Origin of the sequence: Ensifer sp. KUDG1, assembly GCF_050434285.1 — a bacterium.
GTDB lineage: Bacteria > Pseudomonadota > Alphaproteobacteria > Rhizobiales > Rhizobiaceae > Ensifer.
On the sequence record NZ_JBNDIG010000003.1, the window covers coordinates 48,858 to 68,424 of the forward strand.

Annotated in this window: 20 protein-coding genes; 11 read left to right on the forward strand and 9 right to left on the reverse strand. The window is 64.1% G+C overall.

What is annotated here, in order from left to right:
• Positions 1–20: 20 nt before the first annotated feature.
• From argH to M2267_RS10885, 4 genes are all read left to right on the forward strand, one after another.
• On the forward strand, positions 21–1,424 hold the full coding sequence (gene argH, locus M2267_RS10870; protein ID WP_429114597.1) for an argininosuccinate lyase: 1,404 nt from the start codon (positions 21–23) through the stop codon (positions 1,422–1,424).
• A gap of 117 nt (positions 1,425–1,541) precedes the next feature.
• A complete protein-coding gene (gene lptM, locus M2267_RS10875; RefSeq protein ID WP_034806616.1) occupies positions 1,542–1,736 on the forward strand; it encodes an LPS translocon maturation chaperone LptM in 195 nt (64 codons plus the stop codon).
• A 72-nt stretch (positions 1,737–1,808) separates the two neighbouring features.
• Positions 1,809–3,077: a diaminopimelate decarboxylase gene (gene lysA / locus M2267_RS10880; protein ID WP_043623146.1), complete on the forward strand. Its 1,269-nt coding sequence runs from the start codon at positions 1,809–1,811 to the stop codon at positions 3,075–3,077.
• Between the two features lie 206 nt (positions 3,078–3,283).
• A complete protein-coding gene (locus M2267_RS10885) occupies positions 3,284–5,944 on the forward strand; it encodes a TIGR02302 family protein (protein WP_429114599.1) in 2,661 nt (886 codons plus the stop codon).
• A gap of 129 nt (positions 5,945–6,073) precedes the next feature.
• On the opposite strand, the gene M2267_RS10890 is transcribed toward M2267_RS10885, so the two are convergent.
• The 3 genes from M2267_RS10890 to M2267_RS10900 all read right to left on the reverse strand — a co-directional run bounded on the left by M2267_RS10890 (position 6,074) and on the right by M2267_RS10900 (position 7,933).
• A complete protein-coding gene (locus tag M2267_RS10890) occupies positions 6,074–6,433 on the reverse strand; it encodes a response regulator (protein ID WP_043623067.1) in 360 nt (119 codons plus the stop codon).
• Between the two features lie 222 nt (positions 6,434–6,655).
• Positions 6,656–7,201, reverse strand: coding sequence for a hypoxanthine phosphoribosyltransferase (hpt, locus tag M2267_RS10895; RefSeq protein WP_034806612.1), 546 nt, complete (start codon positions 7,199–7,201; stop codon positions 6,656–6,658).
• Positions 7,202–7,264: 63 nt separating this feature from the next.
• Positions 7,265–7,933 carry a hypothetical protein gene (locus tag M2267_RS10900; protein WP_429114601.1) on the reverse strand — a complete coding sequence of 223 codons (669 nt, stop codon included), beginning with the start codon at positions 7,931–7,933 and terminating at the stop codon, positions 7,265–7,267.
• Positions 7,934–8,240: 307 nt separating this feature from the next.
• Here M2267_RS10900 and ftsE point away from each other — a divergent pair, with 307 nt between their 5' ends.
• The 4 genes from ftsE (at position 8,241) to M2267_RS10920 (ending at position 11,636) form a co-directional block, all read left to right on the forward strand.
• Positions 8,241–8,900, forward strand: coding sequence for a cell division ATP-binding protein FtsE (gene ftsE / locus M2267_RS10905; protein ID WP_043623069.1), 660 nt, complete (start codon positions 8,241–8,243; stop codon positions 8,898–8,900).
• Positions 8,901–8,907: 7 nt separating this feature from the next.
• Positions 8,908–9,915: a cell division protein FtsX gene (locus tag M2267_RS10910; RefSeq protein ID WP_429114603.1), complete on the forward strand. Its 1,008-nt coding sequence runs from the start codon at positions 8,908–8,910 to the stop codon at positions 9,913–9,915.
• A gap of 97 nt (positions 9,916–10,012) precedes the next feature.
• Entirely contained in the window at positions 10,013–10,711 is a 699-nt protein-coding gene (locus M2267_RS10915; RefSeq protein ID WP_429114605.1) for a YdcF family protein, read from the forward strand.
• Between the two features lie 133 nt (positions 10,712–10,844).
• Positions 10,845–11,636 carry a lysophospholipid acyltransferase family protein gene (locus M2267_RS10920; protein WP_429114606.1) on the forward strand — a complete coding sequence of 264 codons (792 nt, stop codon included), beginning with the start codon at positions 10,845–10,847 and terminating at the stop codon, positions 11,634–11,636.
• 4 nt (positions 11,637–11,640) lie between these two features.
• On the opposite strand, the gene M2267_RS10925 is transcribed toward M2267_RS10920, so the two are convergent.
• Positions 11,641–12,192, reverse strand: a complete 552-nt coding sequence (locus M2267_RS10925) for a gamma-glutamylcyclotransferase (RefSeq protein ID WP_429114608.1) — start codon at positions 12,190–12,192, stop codon at positions 11,641–11,643.
• Between the two features lie 201 nt (positions 12,193–12,393).
• Here M2267_RS10925 and M2267_RS10930 point away from each other — a divergent pair, with 201 nt between their 5' ends.
• Complete coding sequence (locus M2267_RS10930; RefSeq protein ID WP_043623079.1) at positions 12,394–13,404, forward strand: DUF2125 domain-containing protein; 1,011 nt, start codon at positions 12,394–12,396, stop codon at positions 13,402–13,404.
• Positions 13,405–13,467: 63 nt separating this feature from the next.
• On the opposite strand, the gene M2267_RS10935 is transcribed toward M2267_RS10930, so the two are convergent.
• The 3 genes from M2267_RS10935 to M2267_RS10945 form a co-directional block, all read right to left on the reverse strand.
• Positions 13,468–14,391: a prephenate/arogenate dehydrogenase family protein gene (locus tag M2267_RS10935; RefSeq protein ID WP_043623081.1), complete on the reverse strand. Its 924-nt coding sequence runs from the start codon at positions 14,389–14,391 to the stop codon at positions 13,468–13,470.
• Complete coding sequence (gene hisC / locus M2267_RS10940; protein ID WP_043623083.1) at positions 14,391–15,497, reverse strand: histidinol-phosphate transaminase; 1,107 nt, start codon at positions 15,495–15,497, stop codon at positions 14,391–14,393. Before hisC ends, M2267_RS10935 begins: the two co-directional genes overlap by 1 nt.
• A 144-nt stretch (positions 15,498–15,641) precedes the next feature.
• Positions 15,642–16,406, reverse strand: a complete 765-nt coding sequence (locus M2267_RS10945; protein WP_192450648.1) for a class I SAM-dependent methyltransferase — start codon at positions 16,404–16,406, stop codon at positions 15,642–15,644.
• An 81-nt stretch (positions 16,407–16,487) separates the two neighbouring features.
• Between M2267_RS10945 and gloB the strand changes: the two genes are divergently transcribed.
• The gene (gene gloB, locus M2267_RS10950; protein ID WP_429114611.1) at positions 16,488–17,258 is read left to right on the forward strand and encodes a hydroxyacylglutathione hydrolase; all 771 of its coding nucleotides are present in this window, start codon (positions 16,488–16,490) and stop codon (positions 17,256–17,258) included.
• Positions 17,258–17,695, forward strand: coding sequence for a cupin domain-containing protein (locus M2267_RS10955; protein ID WP_429114613.1), 438 nt, complete (start codon positions 17,258–17,260; stop codon positions 17,693–17,695). Before gloB ends, M2267_RS10955 begins: the two co-directional genes overlap by 1 nt.
• Before the next feature lie 12 nt (positions 17,696–17,707).
• Here M2267_RS10955 and yddG read toward each other — a convergent pair whose 3' ends face one another.
• Together yddG and M2267_RS10965 are read right to left on the reverse strand one after the other, a co-directional pair.
• Positions 17,708–18,598, reverse strand: a complete 891-nt coding sequence (yddG, locus tag M2267_RS10960) for an aromatic amino acid exporter YddG (RefSeq protein WP_429114615.1) — start codon at positions 18,596–18,598, stop codon at positions 17,708–17,710.
• A 96-nt stretch (positions 18,599–18,694) separates the two neighbouring features.
• On the reverse strand, positions 18,695–19,471 hold the full coding sequence (locus M2267_RS10965) for a DUF3108 domain-containing protein (RefSeq protein ID WP_429114616.1): 777 nt from the start codon (positions 19,469–19,471) through the stop codon (positions 18,695–18,697).
• Between the last annotated feature and the right edge of the window lie 96 nt (positions 19,472–19,567).

The window sequence follows — 19,567 nt, forward strand, 5'->3', positions numbered from 1 at the left end:
CTCCAAGGCGGGCATTCTTCATGGCTGACGGCAATTCCGAGACGAAATCCTCCAACCAGATGTGGGGCGGTCGCTTTGCCTCGGGTCCGGACGCGATCATGGAGGAAATAAATGCCTCGATCGGCTTCGACAAGAAGCTCTATGCCCAGGACATCCGCGGCTCAATAGCGCATGCGACGATGCTGGCGCATCAAGGCATCATTTCGACTGAGGACAAAGACAAGATCGTTCACGGTCTGAACACGATCCTGTCAGAGATCGAAAGCGGTGCGTTCGAGTTTTCGCGCCGCCTCGAAGACATCCACATGAATATCGAAGCCCGGCTCGCGACCCTCATCGGTCCCGCCGCCGGCCGCCTGCACACCGCCCGCTCGCGCAACGACCAGGTGGCGCTCGACTTCCGCCTCTGGGTCAAGGAAGAGCTGCAGCGGACCGAGAAGGCGCTGACGGCGCTGATCGCCGCCTTCCTCGACCGCGCCGAGGAACATGCCGACACCGTCATGCCCGGCTTCACCCACCTGCAGACCGCACAGCCCGTCACCTTCGGCCATCATTGCATGGCCTATGTCGAGATGTTTGGCCGCGACCGCTCGCGCGTGCGCCACGCTATCGAGCACATGGACGAAAGCCCGATCGGCGCCGCAGCCCTTGCCGGCACCGGCTTCCCGATCGACCGCCACATGACCGCCAAGGCTCTCGGCTTTGCCGGCCCGACCCGCAACTCGATCGACACGGTATCTGACCGCGACTTCGCTCTCGAATTCCTGTCGATGGCCTCGATCACTGCCACGCACCTGTCGCGCCTTGCCGAAGAGATCGTCATTTGGTCGACGCCGCAGTTCGGCTTCATCCGCCTCTCGGATGCGTTCTCGACCGGCTCCTCGATCATGCCGCAGAAGAAGAACCCGGACGCTGCCGAACTGGTGCGCGCCAAGACCGGCCGCATCAACGGCTCGTTGGTCGCGCTGCTCACGGTCATGAAGGGCCTGCCGCTCGCCTATTCCAAGGACATGCAGGAAGACAAGGAACAGGTCTTCGACGCTGCCGAAAGCCTCGAACTGGCGATCGCCGCCATGACCGGCATGGTGCGTGACGTGACCATCCGCACCGACCGCATGAAGGCGGCCGCCGGCTCCGGCTATTCGACCGCGACCGACCTTGCCGACTGGCTGGTGCGTGAGGCGGGACTCCCCTTCCGCGACGCCCACCATGTCACCGGCCGCGCCGTGGCGCTTGCCGAGCAGAAGGCCTGCGATCTCGCGGATCTTTCGCTTGCCGACCTGCAGTCGATCCATGCCGACATCACCGACAAGGTCTTCGATGTCCTGACGGTGGAAGCCTCCGTGGCCAGCCGGACCTCCTTCGGTGGCACCGCGCCGAACGAGGTCCGCAAGCAGATCGCCTGGTGGCGCGCCCGCAACTAAGGCATCCGCGCCAAGCCCGCTGCGGGCGGTTCCTCGCCCGCAGAAACAGGGTGCACAAGTGCCTGAAAAATCGGTAAGACATCGCACCTGCATCAGTTCCCGCGAAGGAAAATCACGATGACATTCACGAAGGCGGCCCGGCTTGCACTTCTGCTGGCGATCCCCGGGCTGGTTCTTGTCGGTTGCGGACGCAAAGGCGACCTCGATCGCCCCGGCTCGACCGCGCCGATCAACACCAAGGCGCCGGCAGGAACTGTCGAGCAGAAGGAAAAAGCGGACGAGCGTTCGTTCCTGCTCGATCCCCTCCTCTAGTAGAAATTATGCAATTCCGAACGGAAGCCGCTTCGCACTTTCCTGGAATTGCTCAAAGCCGAGCTGCCTGACGTGAACCATTTTCAGTACCGCGACGGAATTCTCTACGCCGAAGATGTGCCGGTGACCGATATCGCCCGCGCCGTCGGCACGCCCTTCTATTGCTACTCGACCGCCACGCTCGAGCGCCACTACACGGTGTTCTCCAAGGCTTTTGCCGATGTGGATGCGATGGTCTGCTATGCGATGAAGGCCAACTCGAACCAGGCCGTGCTGAAGACGCTCGGCCGCCTCGGCGCCGGCGTCGACGTCGTCTCGGGCGGTGAACTGCGCCGCGCGCTTGCAGCCGGCATCCCGGCAAGCCGCATCATGTTCTCCGGCGTCGGCAAGACGCCGCTGGAAATGGACCTCGCACTGGAAGCCGGCATCTACTGCTTCAACGTCGAGTCCGAGCCGGAACTCGAAGTGCTCAACCAGCGCGCCGTACGCGCCGGCAAGCGCGCCCATGTCTCCTTCCGCATCAATCCGGATGTGGATGCCGGCACGCATGCGAAGATCTCGACCGGCAAGAAGGAAAACAAGTTCGGCATTTCGTGGGAGCGCGCCCGCGCCGTCTACGCCCATGCCGCAACCCTGCCCGGCATTCAGGTGACCGGCATCGACATGCATATCGGTAGCCAGATCACCGAGCTGCAGCCCTTCGACGCCGCTTTCAAGCTGCTGCGCGAACTGGTCGACACGCTCCGCTCCGACGGCCATTCGATCGATCACGTCGACATCGGCGGCGGCCTCGGCATTCCCTACAAGGACGACAACAATCCGCCGCCGCTGCCGGACGCCTATGCGGAAATCGTCAAGAGCCAGCTGCAGTCGCTCGGTTGCAAGATCGTCACCGAGCCGGGCCGGCTGATCGTCGGCAATGCCGGCATTCTGGTGACCGAAGTCATCTATGTGAAGGACGGCGGCGACAAGACCTTCGTCATCGTCGACGGTGCGATGAACGATCTCATCCGCCCGACCCTCTATGAGGCCTATCACGAGATCCGCCCGGTCCGCATTTCCGCCGCCAACGCGCCGCGCATCCGTGCCGACGTCGTGGGCCCGGTCTGCGAAACCGGCGACTATCTGGCGCTCGACCGCGAGATGGCGATGCCGAAGCCCGGCGATCTCTTCGCCATCAGCTCGGCCGGTGCCTACGGCGCCGTGCAGGCCAGCACCTACAATTCCCGGCTGCTGATCCCCGAAGTTCTGGTCAAGGGCGACCGTTTCCACGTCATCCGTCCGCGCCAGGACTATGATGCGCTGATCGGTCTTGATTCGGTGCCGGACTGGCTCGACTGAGCCGTCCTGCCGCAGCAACGACAATCTGTGGATCGGCCGTGCGGACGATCACGATTGTGTTTGCGCCCTCGTCTTCGCCACAAACGATGGTATCCTGAACGCAAGCGGGATAGGCGAAGCTGCGTGTTTTTTTGAGCGCGGCCGTCGCCTCACTATATTGGGTCAGCCACAAGCGTTGATGGGCGACCGAAAGGAAACTTGGGCGGATGACGCAATTCCGGCAGGATGAAACGCCACAACCGAAGCCGTTTTCGAGAACTCTGGCGCTGAAGAGATGGCTGGCGCGTGCCGTGCTGGTCGCCGAGCAGGTCCTTCCGCGCATCCTTCTGCCCGGCTCCGTCGCCCTTCTGTTTCTTGCCTTCGCCTGGCTCGGTTTCTTTCGCGCAGCGCCTTTCTGGCTGCATGCGGCGGCTCTCTTTGCTTTCGCCCTAGCCTTCCTTGCCTCCCTCGTCCCGCTCAGCCGGGTCCGCCTGCCCGCGAACGCCGATGCCGATCGCATGCTCGAAGAGCGCAACGCTCTGCCGCATCAGGCCATCCGCGTCCAGGACGATCGCCCCGCGACCGACAGTCCCCTGGGCGAGGCGCTCTGGCACGAACACCAGGCGCGCATGGCGCGAATGATCGGCGCGCTCGATACCGGCCTGCCGCGGCCCGATATCGCCAGGCACGATCCCTTCGCGCTCAGGGCCGTGCCGGTGCTTCTCGCCTGCGTCGCCTTTGCCTATTCCTATTCCAACCGCGCCGGACTGCTGAGCGATGCCTTCCGGCTGCCGCAGACGTCGATCGAGGCTGCCAATATCCGCGTCGATGCCTGGGTGACGCCGCCGCCCTATACCGGGCGGGCGCCGATCTTCCTGACGGGCAAGCCCGAAGCCGCCGCGGCCGTGAATGAGGACGCCGGGGCGATCACCATTCCGCAGTTCAGCGATATCACCGTCCGGATCACCGGCGCCGGCGCAGACGCGTCCGTACGCTACGCGGAAACCGGCGCGAGCGAACCGATCGTCATTCCGGTGGCCGGCGAGAAGGCCGAGCAAAAACAGACCGAGCCGCAAGTGGGCGAAGCCGGGCCGAAGGTCGCCGAAGTCGTGGCAACCGAGCCGGCACGCAACGCGACCGCCGTCCGCAACCACGTCTACAAGGTCGTCAAGGACGGCGAACTCATGGTCGACAGCCAGCGCTGGGCGTTCAAGATCACCCCGGACGGCGTGCCTCAGATCGCCTTTGACGGGATCCCTCATCCGACCGTCAACGCAGCGCTCGAAATCACGTTCACGGCCAACGACGACTACGGCATCGCCCAGGCCTGGGCGGAGATCAAGCCGCTCGAGGAACCGGCAGAAGGCGCCCGCGCGCTCTATCCGCTGCCGGAGTACCGGTTCGATCTGCCGCGCCGCAATGCGCGCGAGGCAAAGGGCACGACCAGCCGGAACCTCAGCGAGCATCCGCTTGCCGGCAAGCGGGTAGAGGTGACGCTCGTCGCCCGGGATGCTGCCGGACAGGAAGGCCGCAGCCCGCCGCACGAGATGATCCTGCCTGCCCGCCAGTTCTCGCAGCCGCTCGCCGGTGCCGTCGCCGAGCAGCGCCAGGTCTTCGCGCTCAACGCCAACGACCTGCCGCGCGCCATCGATCTCAACGACGCCGTCACCTCGCTTGCCGAGGACTGGATCCCGAACCTCACCCATTTCCTGCTGTTGAAATCGGCGCGCACCCGCATGGCGCTCGCCTATAACGACGACATGTTACGCGATGCCGCCGGATACCTGTGGGAGATCGCGCTCGGGATCGAGGATGGCGACCTGTCGCTCGCCGAGCGCCGTCTGCGCGAAGCCCAGCAGGCGCTGTCGGATGCGCTGGAGCGTAACGCTTCGGACCAGGAGATCGCCAAGCTGATGCAGGAACTGCGCCAGGCGATGCAGCAATACATGCAGGCGCTCGCCGAGCAGGCGATGAAAAATCCACGCATGACCGGCAAGCTCGACCCGAACAACATCCTGCGCCAGCAGGACCTCGAGAAGATGATGAACCAGATCGAGAACCTGGCACGGTCGGGTGCGCGCGATCAGGCACAGCAGATGCTCTCGGAACTGCAGCGCATGATGAACAACCTGCAGGCTGGCCGCGGACAGCAGCAGATGGGCGAGCAGAACGACGCCATGCGCCAGCAGATGGACAAGCTCGGCAAGCTGATGCAGCAGCAGCAACAACTGATGGACGAGACCTTCAAGTTCGATCAGGCGCTGCGCGACCGGATGCAGCGGGGCGACCCGCTGCAGGGCGAGGACAACGAGCTCTTCGGTCAGGAAATGCCGCAGGACCCGGGGCAGCAGGGCGATCCGAACGGTCAGCCCAATCCGCTCGACGACATGACGGCCGAACAACTGAAGGACGCGCTGAAGCAGCTGAAGGAGCAGCAGGACGCGCTTGGAAAGCAGCTCGGCGAGCTGAACAAGGGCCTGGAAAGCATGGGCATCAAGCCCGGCAAGGGCTTTGGTGAAGCCAAGCGCGAAATGGACGGCGCTTCCGGCGCGCTCGGCAAGGGCCAGGGCGAACAGGCCGTCGGCAATCAGGGCCGCGCGCTACAGGCGCTGCGCCAGGGCGCCCAGGACATGATGAACCAGATGCAGGGCCAAGGTCAGGGCGGCCCTGGCATGGGCGTGCCGCAATACGGTCAAAACGGCCGCGATCCCCTGGGACGGCGACAACAGAATCTCGGCCCGAATTTCGGCGACCAGGTCAAGGTTCCAGACGAGATCGATTCCCAGCGCGCCCGACAAATCCTCGATGAGATTCGCCGTAGGCTCGGCGACAGCCTGTCGCCGGAGCAGGAGCGCCAGTACCTCGAACGCCTGCTCGACATGCGCTGAGCCGAGCATTCGCCCGGTTTCGGCCGCTTGCCCCATCACGGCAGAACATGACAACGCCACCCGTCGCATCGAAATCGCTGCGACGGGTGGCGTTCTTGTTGCTGTAATGCAGGTCGGTGGATCTGCCCGTCAGGCGGCCAGCGCCAGGGCGACTGCCTTGCGGATATCGGGAAGGGAAAAGGGCTTGGAGATGACGTCGACAATCTTGTCGGTGAGATCGTCCGCCCGCTCGCGCTGCTCGGCATAGCCGGTCATCAGCAGGATCTTCATGGCCGGAAAGGCGGCCGACGCCTGGTGCGTCAGCTCGATGCCATCCATCACGGGCATGCGGATATCGGAAAGCAGAAGGTCGAAGGCCTGGGCCTCCAGGCAGGCAAGGCCATCGGCCCCATCGCCCGCTTCGACCGTCTCGTGGCCGTCGAGCCTCAGGGCCCGCGCGACGAAGGAACGCAATGCATCCTCGTCCTCGGTAATCAGGATCTTCGCCATCATGGCCTCCGCGTTCGCTTCCGAGTCCGGCGTTCACGCCGGCACCCGCACCTGATCCAAAGGTACAGCGAGCGTGGATCATCGGGAGACACACTGGCGCTGCAGCGCCGCCGATCCTCGTCGAGAATCACTGCGGCACGCACCAAAACAACCAGTTTTTCGTTTGTGTTCGGTAAACGCCGAACGACTGGATTTCAGGGCGCATGCCCCAAAACGGGACGTTTACTCGGCGTCGCCGGTGACAACGCCGACAAACGGCAGCTCGCGGAAGGCATAGGCGACGTCCATGCCATAGCCGACGACGAAGTGATCGGGGCATTCGAAGCCGACATAATCCGCCTCGAGCTCGACCTTGCGCTTGACCCGCTTGTCGAGCAGCACCGCGATCGTGACGTTGCGGGCGCCGCGCTCGTACATCAGTTCCTTGGCAAAGCGCAGCGTGCGGCCGGATTCCAGAATGTCGTCGATCAGCAGAACGTCGCGCCCATGCACGTCGCTGTCTATGTCCTTGGTGATCTTGACGCCCTGCGAAACGGTGCCGGTGCCGTAGCTCGACAGCGTGATGAACTCGACTTCCGGAGCAAGACCAGCCGTATGCATCGAGCGGATCAGATCGGCCGCGAAGATGAACGATCCCTTGAGCACCGCGATCACCAGCAGATCCTTGTGCGGGCCGTTGACGATCATTCCGGCAAGCTCGCTGTTGCGGGCAGCGATCGTTTCAGCCGTATAGAGAGGTTCGATATTCTTACCGCGAACAACGGGCATCAGGGCTTCTCCAGCGTTTCATGCGGAAGACCTCGGCCTTCCCGTTGCCGCCGCTTAGCACAATCAGCGGGCCGAAACACCGTTTTCGGCGAAGGAAACCGCGACTTCGGGCATTTTTCCACCTGCATAGGGCAGTCTCGTCATGAAATGACGGCTCTCACCGGGCGCGATAGCAGCCCCCTCGGGCATCACCCGCGTCGTCGTGACCTTGCGGCCGTTGGCGGTGATCTCCACCACGACCTGCGGCAAACGCTGCTCGACATCGGAGCGATTGTCGATCGAGCCATAGACGGACAGCACGCGCATGCCACCGGAATAGTCGAGCCCGCTCTTGATGCCGGAAATCGCCAGCGGCTGGACGTCGGCCTGCCCGTCGCCGGCAAAGCCGACGATCGCCAGGAAGGACGCGAGCGCAACCCCCGCGACCATCCCGGCAAAGCGGCGTGCCGGCATATCGCGAAGCCGCGTTTCGGCAAGACGAAGCAATCGGCCGCCGAGCGACGGCTCCTGCTCCACGACCGTCAGCGTCGGCCGCCGCCGGCTGCCGGTCTGCGCATTGTCGTTGAACACCGGATAGGGCGTGCGACGCGACGAGGCGGAGATCACCTCGAATTCCGCATCGACGACGTCGGCGCGCCGCGGCGCTGTAGCCCCGTCGCGTCCGCCGCGCTCCGGCGGCAGGAAGTCGGTATAGGCGCTGCTGCTGGCGGACTTGGTCCGGAATGCCTGCATGATCATTTCCTCCTGTCCCGCAAGAGAACACAGCCGCAGGCGGCCGGCTTGTCTGCGAAACCCTCGGGCAATGGCGAGCCCCTTGCTGTGCAAGAACTAGGCATTGCATCAAATCTTTCCGACACGTAAACCGGAATGGTTAATGTTTCGGAAAGACGTCGCGAAAGCGGCGCGTTTTCATGAAAAATTAACCGTCACTTAACCATGATTCCGCTGGCGGTTTTGCCTTTCCTGGCTGGTCGTCCTATGCGCGGAGGACCGGAACCGGCCATCGGTTGCAGGGCCGTAAGAGAGACTGGGCTGCCGCTTGATTCACTTTGAGAACGTCGGACTGCGCTATGGCATGGGACCGGAAATCCTCCGGGACCTGACCTTCGACATTCCACGCCGTTCGTTCCAGTTCCTGACGGGCCCGTCGGGTGCCGGCAAGACGACACTGCTGCGGCTTCTTTTCCTCTCGCTGCAGCCGACACGCGGCCTGATCCGGATGTTCGACCGCAACATTTCGTCGATCCCGCGCGAGGAATTCCCGATGCTGCGCCGGCGCGTCGGCATCGTCTTCCAGGATTTCCGCCTGCTCGAACATCTCACGACCTACGAGAACGTTGCGTTGCCTTTGCGCGTGCGTGGCAAGGAAGAAGCGAGCTACCGGGCCGACGTGATAGAACTCTTGAAATGGGTGGGCCTTGGCGAACGCATCAACGTGCTGCCGCCGGTGCTTTCCGGTGGCGAAAAACAGCGCGCGGCCATCGCCCGGGCACTGATCGACCGGCCGGAGATCCTGCTTGCCGACGAGCCGACCGGCAACGTCGATCCGCCGATGGCAAGGCGCCTGCTCAATCTCTTCCTTGAGCTCAACCGGCTCGGCACGGCGGTCGTCATCGCCACCCACGATCTGTCGCTGATGGACCAGGTGGAGGCGCGGCGCATGATCCTTTCGCAAGGGCGGCTCGACATCTATGAGTGACAGCCGCATGGAACGCCAGAAGGACGTGCCCGAACAGGCACCGGAGGCGCAACAGCGCCGGACCGAAATGCGCGTGCGCCCGACCGGCCCGATCGTGCCGTCGAGCAATGTATCCGGCAATGCGCTGATGTGCGTCATCGCCATCATGTCGTTCCTCGCCTGCCTCACGCTCGGCGGCGTCAGCATGGTGCGAGCCACGGCCCAGAGCTGGCAATCGCAGATCTCCCGCGAGATCACCATCCAGATCAAGCCCGACGACAGCCTCGACATGGAAAAGGCGCTCGCGGATGCGCGCGACCTGGCGCTGACCTTCAGCGGCACGACGGACGGCAAGATCGTCGACCGTGCCGCAACCGCCCGCCTGCTCGAACCCTGGCTCGGCGAAGGCCTCGATCTCGACGAGTTGCCCGTTCCTCGCCTCGTCATCATCACCATCGACGAAAACAACCCGCCCGACTTTGCGGCCATGCGCAAGGCGCTGACCGAAATCATCCCGCAGGCCTTCCTCGACGACCACCGCACCTGGGTCGACCGGCTGGTCGCAATGGCCAACACCACGGCGATGATCGGCACCGGCGTCTTGACGCTGGTCTTCTCCGCCATGGTGCTGACGGTGGTCTTCGCCACGCGCGGCGCGCTGTCAGGCAACCGCCACATCGTCGAGGTGTTGCATTTCGTCGGTGCCGAAGCCGGCTTCGTCGCGTCGGAATTCCAGAAACATTTTTTGAGGATCAGCCTCAAGGGCGCCGGCGCCGGCGGCCTGCTCGCGGCACTTTTCTTTGCGCTGGCGGGGTTCTGGCAGTCGCGGACCCTGGCGACCCCCGAGACGGATCAGGCCACCGCCCTCTTCGGAACCTTCACCATCGGCTACGGCGGCTATCTCGGCATCGCCGCGATCATCGTCGTCATCGCCATCCTGACGACGGTTACGGCGCGGCTGACGGTGACCCGCACGATCTACGAAATCGACCTCATCCGTTCGGACCCCGGCCGTACCGACCTCTACCAAAGCTGAGCCGCCTGATGTTTCGCCGCCACTCGATCTATTCCTTGCCGCAATCTGCGGCTATGTGAAGAGAATCATGATGGCGCGAGAACTACGCGGGAACGGAATGGCCGGAGGAGACAAATGGCACGGGAAAGCCGACGATCGCCGGCGGTCCCGCAGTCTCCTGCGCAAAATCCTCCGCCGAACTTTCTTCGTCCTGCTCCTGCCGCTGGCAATCCTGATCGCCGCCTTCCTGAATTTTGCCGACACGGTGGCGTCGCTGCAGCCGCCCGGCCATCCCAAGGCCGATGCGATCGTGGTCCTGACCGGCGGCTTCCAGCGGATCGACCAGGCGGTCGATCTTTTGAAAGGCGGCGCCGGCAAGCGCCTGCTGATCTCCGGGGTTCACCCGACGACGACAGGCAGCCAGATCCGCCGCAACACCCAGAGTTCGGCCGACCTTTTCAAGTGCTGCGTCGACATCGGCCATGAGGCGATCGACACCATCGGCAATGCGACCGAAGCGGCGCAGTGGATCCGCGATCGTGGCTACGCGACCGTGCTTGTCGTCACCAACAATTATCACATGCCGCGAAGCCTGCTGGAGCTTCGCCGCGCCCGGCCGGAAACGGAGTTCATCCCCTACCCGGTCGTCAACTCCGATCTGAAGACGACAAACTGGCTACGCAATCCGATGGTGCTGAAGTCGATCCTTCTGGAATTCGGCAAGTATACGGTGGCGTCGATACGCGACCTCGCCGGCGCCCGCCCGACCAACGGCCTGCGCACCGATGCCTCGCGCGCGACACCCGCCGAAGAATAGGCTGGCAGGAACGCCCTTCCCCGCTGCAAAGTGAAACAGAGCAGTTTTCCTTCAGCACTTAATCGTGTAGGCAGCGATCAACCGGCTCAAAGACGCCGGTCCCCTTGAGACCTCGCCTACGAGAGCGTGCCTGATGATCGTCTTGCGTTCGATCCTTTTCAACGTGGTGTTCTACGCCAATCTGATCGTGCAGATGATCGTGCTGACCCCGATCTACTTCCTGCTGCCGCGCAAGAAGGCGTGGTTTGTGCCGAAGAACTGGGTTCGCAGCAACCACTGGCTCCTGGAAAAGATGGTCGGCACGACCTTCGAAATCGAAGGCCTGGAGAACATTCCGAACGGGCCCTACATCTTCGCGCCCAAGCACCAGTCCTTCTGGGACGCCTACGCGCTGCTGCCGTGGCTGAACGACCCCTTCTACATCCTGAAGCGCGAACTGACCTGGATCCCGCTCTTCGGCTGGTACATCCTCAAGCAGCGCATGGTGCCGGTGAACCGCGCGGCGCGCGGCAAGGCGATGACCAGCGTCATGGACCGCACCAAGCAGGAAATGGCGACGGGCCGCGAGCTCATCATCTACCCGGAAGGCACCCGTCGTCCGCCGGGCGCGCCTCCGGAATACAAATACGGCATCGCCCGCCTCTATCGCGATCTGAACGTGCCGGTCGTACCGGTCGCCATGCATCCGGGCCTGTTCTGGCCGCGCCGCAAGTTCCTGCGCTTCCCCGGCCACTTCAAGGTCCGCATCCTGCCGCCGGTCGAGGCCGGCATGGACCCTGACGCTTTCCTCAAGAAGCTTGTCGAGGTAACGGAAAGGGCCAGTGACGAACTGCTGGTGGAAACGGTGAAGGCCAATCCGCACGTACCGCTGCCACCGACCGCCGAGCAGCGGATGAAGGAACTGAAGGCCGAAGGCCGGGCCTGATCCTTCAGGGCCCTGCCGGATGCGGCGCCTGCCGCAGCAATCCGACCACCTCTTCCAGCCAATGATCGCGGATGCCCAGTTCCTTGAGATGGGCGAGCGTGTTGAACACGTATTCGCTGTTCGGCCCGGATTTTCCGGTCGAGACCGAGACGATGCCGGCCGCCTCCGCAGTCGTCAGCGCGCCCGCATACTGGACATGGCCGCGATCGATGACATAGGCGAGCGCAGGCACACGGCGGCCGTCGGCAAGCAGCACCGGCATGGTGCGCTCCTTGTAGACGTGGGTCACCAGTTCGCGCTCGCGCAGATAGTCGACGACACCGGCCTGCTGTCCGCGTTGGACGCGAAACGCCGTCCCGATGCAGGAGCCGCCACGGTCGAGCCCGAGCACCAGTCCTGGCCGCTGCTCGGTGCCGCGGTGAACCCAGGACCGCACGCAGAGCGAGCGGCGAAATCCAAAGGCGCGCGCCGTCAGCTTCTCCTCGAACGCAAAGCCCGGGTTCCACATCAGCGAGCCGTAGCCAAAGACCCAAAATTCGTCCATATCCACTGTCATTCAACCCGCGCTGCTGTTCTCACTGCCGAATCACGATCGGTCGCGTGGGACGGTGAGCCATTTCGGTTTCTACGGCACAGCATCCCGGCACGAAAGAGACAAGCTCGTCCTCCTGCGGCCGAAGGAAAGAATAGTTTTGCGGATCGACGGCGCCACCCGAAAGGCAGCCTCCATCCTGTTTTGAGTGAGGTACCCGCGCCCATGTCGGCCACCGCAGTCTCCAACCCATCGCCGGTCAGCCGGAAATTCCGCTGGCTCATGGCAGGCATCGTGCTTGTCACCGGCGTTTATTCGGCCGGCTGGTTCTTTGCCGCCGACCAGATCGAGAAGCGGCTAACGACCCGCCTCGCCGAAGGACAGGCGGCCGGCCTCGGCGGCGAATGCACCAACATGGACGTGCGTGGCTTCCCGTTCCGCATCGGCCTCTTCTGCGACAAGGTGCATCTCGACGACACCCGCAACGGCACCTCTGCTTCCTTCGGAGCACTGAGGACCGCCGCCCAGGTCTACCAGCCCGGCCATGCGGTGATCGAGCTCGACGGCCCGGCCGAGATCCGGGCTTCCCCCGGCCTCAACGTGTTTGCCGACTGGACGCTGCTGCATGCGAGCGTGCGCGCGACCCTGTCCGGTGTCGACCAAACGTCACTCACCTATGACAACCTCACCGGCCGCGTGCGCCTGCCACTTTCGGGCGACGGCCTCGGCTTCGGCGCCAGCCACGGCGAAGTGCACCTGCGCCAGAACGGCGCGGACCTCGACGCCGCCTTGAGCGTCGACAAGCTCGACGTTCGGCCAGAAGAAGGCCCGAGCCTCGCACCGCCGGCGACCGTCGCCGCCGACCTGACCTTCACCGACCGGGCCGGGTGGATGACGGCACCGCCGACGCCTGAGATGTTTCGCGGCAGCAAGGGCGAACTGCGCCAGCTTACCCTCGACCTCGGCTCCGGCATGAACGCCAAGCTTTCCGGGCCGTTCTCGGTCAACGATCAGGGGCTGATTTCCGGCGAGTTCTCGCTGACGATGACCAACATCGAAGCCTGGCGCGCCAATCTGGTCACCCTGATCCCGGATGACGCCAACCTCGTCGACAACACCGCCAACATGCTGAAGGCGCTCGCCAACGGCAAGAACGAGGCGACCGTGAAGCTCAACGTGCGCGACGGCACGGCGTTCCTCGCCTTCATCCCGATCGGCGTCCTGCCGACCCTCTAGGCCACGGGTATAAACCGCACAGGAAGGAAGACCGCTCCACGGTCTTCCCCGGCCTGCTCACGGCTATTTCTGGTCCATCGCATGGCGGCCGAAGTCCGGCATCGCCGTGTCCTGGCCTGCCTGGATGATCGAGCGGCGAATGGCCCGGGTGCGGGTAAAGAGATCGAACAGCTTGTCGCCGTCGCCCCAGCGGATCGCCCGCTGCAGATAGGCAAGATCTTCCGAAAACCGCGCCAGCATCTCCAGGATCGCATCCTTGTTGTGCAGGCAGACGTCGCGCCACATGGTGGGGTCGGATGCCGCCAGGCGCGTGAAATCGCGGAAGCCCGAAGCCGAATATTTGATGACTTCGGATTCGGTGACGGTCTCGAGATCGTCCGCCGTGCCGACGATGTTGTAGGCGATGATATGCGGCAGGTGCGAAACGATCGCCAGCACCTTGTCGTGGTGTTCGGCGTCCATCTCCTCGACCATCGAGCCGAGCGTTTCCCAGAAAAGCCTGAGCCGCGCCACCGCTTCGCCGTCAGCGCCTTCCGGCGGCGTCAGGATGCACCAGCGGCCGCGGAAGAGCCCGACGAAGCCCGCATCCGGGCCGGAATGCTCGGTACCGGCGATCGGGTGCCCCGGCACGAAATGCACATTCTCGGGCAAATGCGGCGCCATCTGCGCGATCACAGAGCCCTTGGTCGAGCCGACGTCGGTAACGATGGCGCCCGGCTTCAGATGCGCTGCGATCTCGGCGGCAACCGCGCCGGACGCGCCGACCGGGACCGAGACGATGACGAGGTCCGCATCGCGAACGGCGTCGGCGGCCGACAGCGTATAGCGATCGCCGAGCCCGAGTTCCTGCGTCCGCTTCAGCGTCGCCTCGCTGCGCGTCGAGACGACGAGCGTGCCGGCAAGCTGCTTCTCGCGGATTTCGCGCGCGATCGACGAACCGATGAGACCAATGCCGATAAGGGCGATCGTTTCAAACTGCTGAGCCATTATTTCCGTCCCATGAATTCGGTCAGCGCCGCGATGACGCCTTCGTTGGCTTCTTCAGAGCCGATGGTCATGCGCAAGGCATTGGGAAAGCCGTAGCTGCGGACCGCCCTCAGGATAAAGCCGCGGTGGGTTAGGAACGCGTCGGCCTCCTCCGCGCGCTTGCCGGGCTCGTCGGGGAAATGGATCAGCACGAAATTCGTGACCGAGGGCGTGATGCGAAGACCGATCGCGGCGAGCGCTTCGGCAACGCGGGCAAGCCAGGTGAGGTTGTGATCAACAGCCGTTGCGACAAAGGCCTGGTCACGGATCGCCGCAGCGCCCGCCGCGATGGAGGGCGCGCTGAGATTGAAGGGGCCCCGGACCCGGTTGACGGCGTCGATCACCTCCGCCGGCGCATACATCCAGCCGATCCTGAGGCCCGCGAGACCATAGATCTTCGAGAAGGTGCGCGTCATCACCACGTTGCGGCTGGCCGAAACCAGCTCAAGCCCGGCGGCGTAGTCGTTGCGGCGCACATATTCGGCATAGGCCGCATCGAGAACCAGGAGCACGCCGTCCGGCAGGCCCGCATGCAGCCGGCGCACCTCGTCGACGGGGATATAGGTGCCGGTCGGATTGGCGGGATTGGCGAGAAAGACCATCTTGGTCCGCTCGGTCACGGCCGCCAGAATGGCATCGACGTCGACGCGCGCATCCCTTTCCTTGACGGTCACGGGCGTGGCGCCCGACGCCAGGATCTCGATCTTGTAGACCAGGAACCCGTGCTCCGTGATGATGCCCTCGTCACCGGGACCAAGATAGGTGCGGCAGACAAGAGCGAGCAATTCGTCGGAACCGTTGCCGCACATGATGTTTGCCGGGTTGAGCCCGTGAACCGCGCCGATCGCTTCACGCAGCGCCTTGGCCTGGCCATCCGGATAACGCTCCAGATTGAAGGCGGCCGCCTGGAAGGCCTCGATCGCCTTCGGGCTGGCACCGAGCGGCGTCTCGTTCGACGACAGCTTATGCACCTTGGCGACACCCGGCGCATGCTCCTTGCCCGGTACATAGGCGTCGATATCGAGGATGCCGGAACGCGGCTCAGGGCTCTTCGAAGCAAGGCTCATCGGGTCAGCTTTCTATGGCCATCAGGGTGCCACAGCGGCCTTTGGTGCGCCTTGGGAGGCGCGGGGCGCTATGGCAGGAAAAGAGGTCAAGCCATTACCGGCGCAAGCGGCTTTTGTCGAGGGTCCGCCGCCTGGACGTAAGCCTTATCGGGTGAGGCGTGGCTGTTCGCGCGTGCTCGGCACGCCCTGTGGCGCCAGCACCGGCACGAAGACGCGGCGGGACGCGCGGGCGGCGACCGGCAGCCCCTGGTAAAGCCGCTTCTGCGCCTCGACGACGATGACGCCGGAAAAGACCGGCCAGAGCCAGCGGCCGAGCCGCTCGAAGCCCCGCCGCAGCCGCAGGATCGCCCGGAGCTTCGACGGCGGGAAGAACAGCGCGTCCGCCGTGGCGCCCGGCGTGAAATTGGTCTCGCGCAACAGCGCCGTCAGCTGCCCACGCGAATAGGGCCGGCCCGAACCGAAGGGCGTATGCTCCATGCGCGCCCAGACGCCGCGCCGGTTGGGCACGACGATCACAAGTCGCCCGCCCGGCGCCAGCACCCGCCAGATCTCCTTCATCGTCTCGCGCGGACTTTCGGCGAATTCCAGCGAATGCACCATCAGCACCCGGTCGATCGACGCGTCCGGCAGCGGCAACTCCTCATCGAACACCAGCGCCGTCGAGGAAAGCTCGGCAACCGGCCAGTTCACCGCACCTTGACCCGCGGGCATGAAGGCGAAGGTGCGCTCCGTGTCCTTGCGGAACCGTTCGAGATAGGGAACGGCATAACCGAGGCCGACCAGCCGCTCGTCCGGCAGGCGCGCCCAGACGGACGAAAGCGCCATGGTGACGGATTGCTCCGCCATCCGGCCAAGCTCGGAGTGATAGAATTCGCGAAGGTCGACAATATCGGTATGCATTCGCAACATGTTAGCTTCGAAGCGGTAGACTTCAAGGTAAGGCTCGCTACATTCGGCAGCATCTCCCCTCTCGTGACCGGAGGACCTGCCATGGCCGCGCTCGAACTCGATCTTTTCCTCTGCCGCACCGACAATTTCGGCGTGCTCATCCACGACCCCGAAAGCGGCCTCACCGCCTCGATCGACGCGCCCGAGGAGGCACCGATCCTGGAGGCGCTGGAACGCCGTGGCTGGACGCTCACCCATATCCTCACGACGCATCATCACGGAGACCACGTCGCGGCCAATGACGCGTTGAAAGCCCGCTTCGGCGCAACCATCGTGGGTCCGTTCAACGAGGCCGCAAAAATTCCGGGCCTCGACAAGACCGTGCGTCATGGCGAACGCTTCGACTTTGCAGGCCGCGCCATCGAGGTGATCGAGACGCCGGGCCATACGGCCGGCCATATCTGTTTCCATTTCCCAGAGGACAAGCTTCTCTTTGCCGCCGACACGCTGTTTGCGCTCGGCTGCGGTCGGCTGTTCGAGGGGACGCCGGCGACCATGTGGCAGTCTCTCAGCCGGCTGATGGCGTTGCCTGACGACACGACCGTCTATTTCGGCCACGAATACACGCTCTCCAATGCCCGCTTCGCGGTCACGGTCGACCCTGAGAATGCCGAACTCAAGGCGCGCGCTGCCGAGATCGAGGAAATCCGCTGCGACGGCGGCTTCACCGCACCGACGACGATCGGCCTGGAAAAACGCACGAACCCGTTCCTGCGCGCTAGCGACCCCGGCATTCGCGCCCATCTCGGCATGCGAGACGCCGACGATGCCGCGGTCTTTGCGGAAATCCGCAAGCGGAAGGATAATTTCTGATGGCTGCGGTGCAGACGGCGGCAGAGGTCATCGCGGCGCTCGGCCTTGCGCGCCATCCGGAGGGCGGCTGGTACATCGAGACCTTCCGCGATACGGCCGGCGGCCCGCGGGGCCATTCGACGGCGATCTATTATCTGCTTGAGCGTGGCGACCGTTCACACTGGCACCGCGTCCGCGACGCCGTCGAGATCTGGCACTACCACGCCGGTGCGCCGCTCGAACTCAGCATCGCGGAGGACGGAAAGCCCGCCGAGACGTTGCGGCTTGGGCCTGATATCCGGGAGGGCGAGCGGCCGCAGGGCGTGGTGCCGGCCAACTGGTGGCAGTCCGCCGCGTCGGTAGGTGATTGGACGCTGGTCGGCTGCACGGTCGCGCCGGGCTTCGATTTTGCCGCCTTCGAGATGGCAACCCCCGGCTGGCAGCCGCCAACCCGATAGCGATCTTCGGGACTACTCCGCCGGCTGGGTGGCCGCGGCATTCTTGCGCAAGATCAGATCCTGGGCGGCGAGCACCGCGCCGCCGGTGACGAACAGGCAGGCGAGCGCAATACGCCAGGACGGCTCGGCAAAGCCGAAGAGGATCAGGATCAGCGTCGAGAGCACCGGTGCCGCATAGCTCGAAACGCCGAGAAGCTGGATGTTGCCGTTCTTCACCCCGAAGTCCCAGGCATAGAAGGCCGCCCCGACCGGCAGGAGGCCGAGGCCGGCGACCGCCAGCCATTCGAAGGTCGTTTCCGGCCAGACCGTCGTTTCGAGCGCCAGGTGGCAGACGAAGGACAGGATCGAGGTCGCAAGGCAAAAACCGGTGACCACATCGGTGGAGACCGCCTCGAAGCGGCGGGTGATCAGCGAATAGCCGGACCAGGTAAAGGCGCAGAGGAAGGCCGCGCCATAGCCGATGAGATAGGCATCGTCGAAGGCGACGCCATTGCGCGCGACGATCAGGATCGTGCCGGCAAGGCCCGCCAGCGCGCCGGCGATATGATACCAGCGCAGCCGCTCACCCGGCAGCAGTGCCGAACCGACGACGATCAAGAGCGGCCAGAGATAGGCGATCAGACCCGCCTCCACCGCCGGTGCATTGCGCAGCGCCGTGAAGTAGAGGAAGTGATAGCCGAACAGGCCGGCAATGCCGGTGATCCAGACCTTCGCCGGCTGCTTGAGCAGCGCCAGGCGCTCCGGTTTGGCCACCAGCACCGCAAGGCCGGGCAGACTGCCGATCAGGAAACAGATTGCCGAAAGCTGGAACGGCGGCATCTTGCCCGATGCGGCCGTGAACAGCGCGAGCAGCGACCACATCAGGATGGCCGAAAAACCGATCAGAGTTGCCTTGAGTTTCATAGTCGTCCCCTGGCGCAATTTCTCTAACGGAAACCTGCGCCGTCAAAATCACGGTGCTTTCTGGTATTTAACCTTTTAGTTGCACGCGATCGCGCGTCAACCACCAAATCGCGTCGCCGAGACCGTGACCGGTCCGAGCTTGGTGGGGATGCGGACATAGACGGGAGCATAGACGTTCACGGTCGGCGCCTTTGCAAACCAGATCTCCATCGTCTGCAGACGCCGCAGATACTCGACGTCTTCACGGCCCTTCTTGTAGCCGGCCTTCGGCACGAAGCGGATGCCGCAGACGATCACCTCGCCTTCGAAGCCTTTCGTCTTGAAAGGCCTGGTGCCCTTCGGCGAAAGCTTGATGTCGAGCCGCGACTCGCCGTCGAAGATCGGCAGCGTGTTGGGGCAGACGCGCGCCTCCGCGGGAATGATCAGGCCCGAAAGCGGGTCGAGCACGTTGCGCATGTCGCGCGAGGTGACCGGCACCCAGTTCTTCGGCAAAGGCGTGCGCTTCGGCGTCATGCTCGCATGCACGACATTGCCGTTACGGTAGGTAACGCTGATCGCCCGGCTCTTGGAACCGCTGCGATAGGACATCGAATACTGCGAGGCGCGCAGGTAATCCTTGTCGACGACGCCGGAAACCTGCGTCTGGCCCGACGTGCGGCTGAGGATATCGAGCAGGCCCGCCGATTTCAGCGTCCCCGATATCGTGTAACGATTCTTCTGAACCTCGGTGTGGAATGAGGCGCGCGCCACCGGCAGACCGGCCAGCGAGATGCTGTAATCCGTCAGATGTTCGACATCGGCGGCCGATGATGCTGTGGAAAACATGACCGCGGAAAGCAGCATTGCCCCGCGAAAACCATTTCGCAACTTCATGCCTGAAGAAATCCATCACTTGAATATTGCCGCAATACCCTGAAATGCAGGGTGTTTACGGCTTTTCTGCGCCCATTTCGCTGCCGCCGGCTACGC

What these genes read in the sequence shown, in the direction of transcription:
- argH (WP_429114597.1), top strand. Translation starts at nt 21, where the DNA reads ATGGCTGACGGCAATTCCGAGACGAAATCCTCCAACCAGATGTGGGGC.
- lptM (WP_034806616.1), top strand. Translation starts at nt 1,542, where the DNA reads ATGACATTCACGAAGGCGGCCCGGCTTGCACTTCTGCTGGCGATCCCC.
- M2267_RS10885 (WP_429114599.1), top strand. Translation starts at nt 3,284, where the DNA reads ATGACGCAATTCCGGCAGGATGAAACGCCACAACCGAAGCCGTTTTCG.
- M2267_RS10890 (WP_043623067.1), bottom strand. Translation starts at nt 6,433, where the DNA reads ATGGCGAAGATCCTGATTACCGAGGACGAGGATGCATTGCGTTCCTTC.
- hpt (WP_034806612.1), bottom strand. Translation starts at nt 7,201, where the DNA reads ATGCCCGTTGTTCGCGGTAAGAATATCGAACCTCTCTATACGGCTGAA.
- M2267_RS10900 (WP_429114601.1), bottom strand. Translation starts at nt 7,933, where the DNA reads ATGCAGGCATTCCGGACCAAGTCCGCCAGCAGCAGCGCCTATACCGAC.
- M2267_RS10910 (WP_429114603.1), top strand. Translation starts at nt 8,908, where the DNA reads ATGGAACGCCAGAAGGACGTGCCCGAACAGGCACCGGAGGCGCAACAG.
- M2267_RS10915 (WP_429114605.1), top strand. Translation starts at nt 10,013, where the DNA reads ATGGCCGGAGGAGACAAATGGCACGGGAAAGCCGACGATCGCCGGCGG.
- M2267_RS10920 (WP_429114606.1), top strand. Translation starts at nt 10,845, where the DNA reads ATGATCGTCTTGCGTTCGATCCTTTTCAACGTGGTGTTCTACGCCAAT.
- M2267_RS10925 (WP_429114608.1), bottom strand. Translation starts at nt 12,192, where the DNA reads ATGACAGTGGATATGGACGAATTTTGGGTCTTTGGCTACGGCTCGCTG.
- M2267_RS10930 (WP_043623079.1), top strand. Translation starts at nt 12,394, where the DNA reads ATGTCGGCCACCGCAGTCTCCAACCCATCGCCGGTCAGCCGGAAATTC.
- M2267_RS10935 (WP_043623081.1), bottom strand. Translation starts at nt 14,391, where the DNA reads ATGGCTCAGCAGTTTGAAACGATCGCCCTTATCGGCATTGGTCTCATC.
- hisC (WP_043623083.1), bottom strand. Translation starts at nt 15,497, where the DNA reads ATGAGCCTTGCTTCGAAGAGCCCTGAGCCGCGTTCCGGCATCCTCGAT.
- M2267_RS10945 (WP_192450648.1), bottom strand. Translation starts at nt 16,406, where the DNA reads ATGTTGCGAATGCATACCGATATTGTCGACCTTCGCGAATTCTATCAC.
- gloB (WP_429114611.1), top strand. Translation starts at nt 16,488, where the DNA reads ATGGCCGCGCTCGAACTCGATCTTTTCCTCTGCCGCACCGACAATTTC.
- M2267_RS10955 (WP_429114613.1), top strand. Translation starts at nt 17,258, where the DNA reads ATGGCTGCGGTGCAGACGGCGGCAGAGGTCATCGCGGCGCTCGGCCTT.
- yddG (WP_429114615.1), bottom strand. Translation starts at nt 18,598, where the DNA reads ATGAAACTCAAGGCAACTCTGATCGGTTTTTCGGCCATCCTGATGTGG.
- M2267_RS10965 (WP_429114616.1), bottom strand. Translation starts at nt 19,471, where the DNA reads ATGAAGTTGCGAAATGGTTTTCGCGGGGCAATGCTGCTTTCCGCGGTC.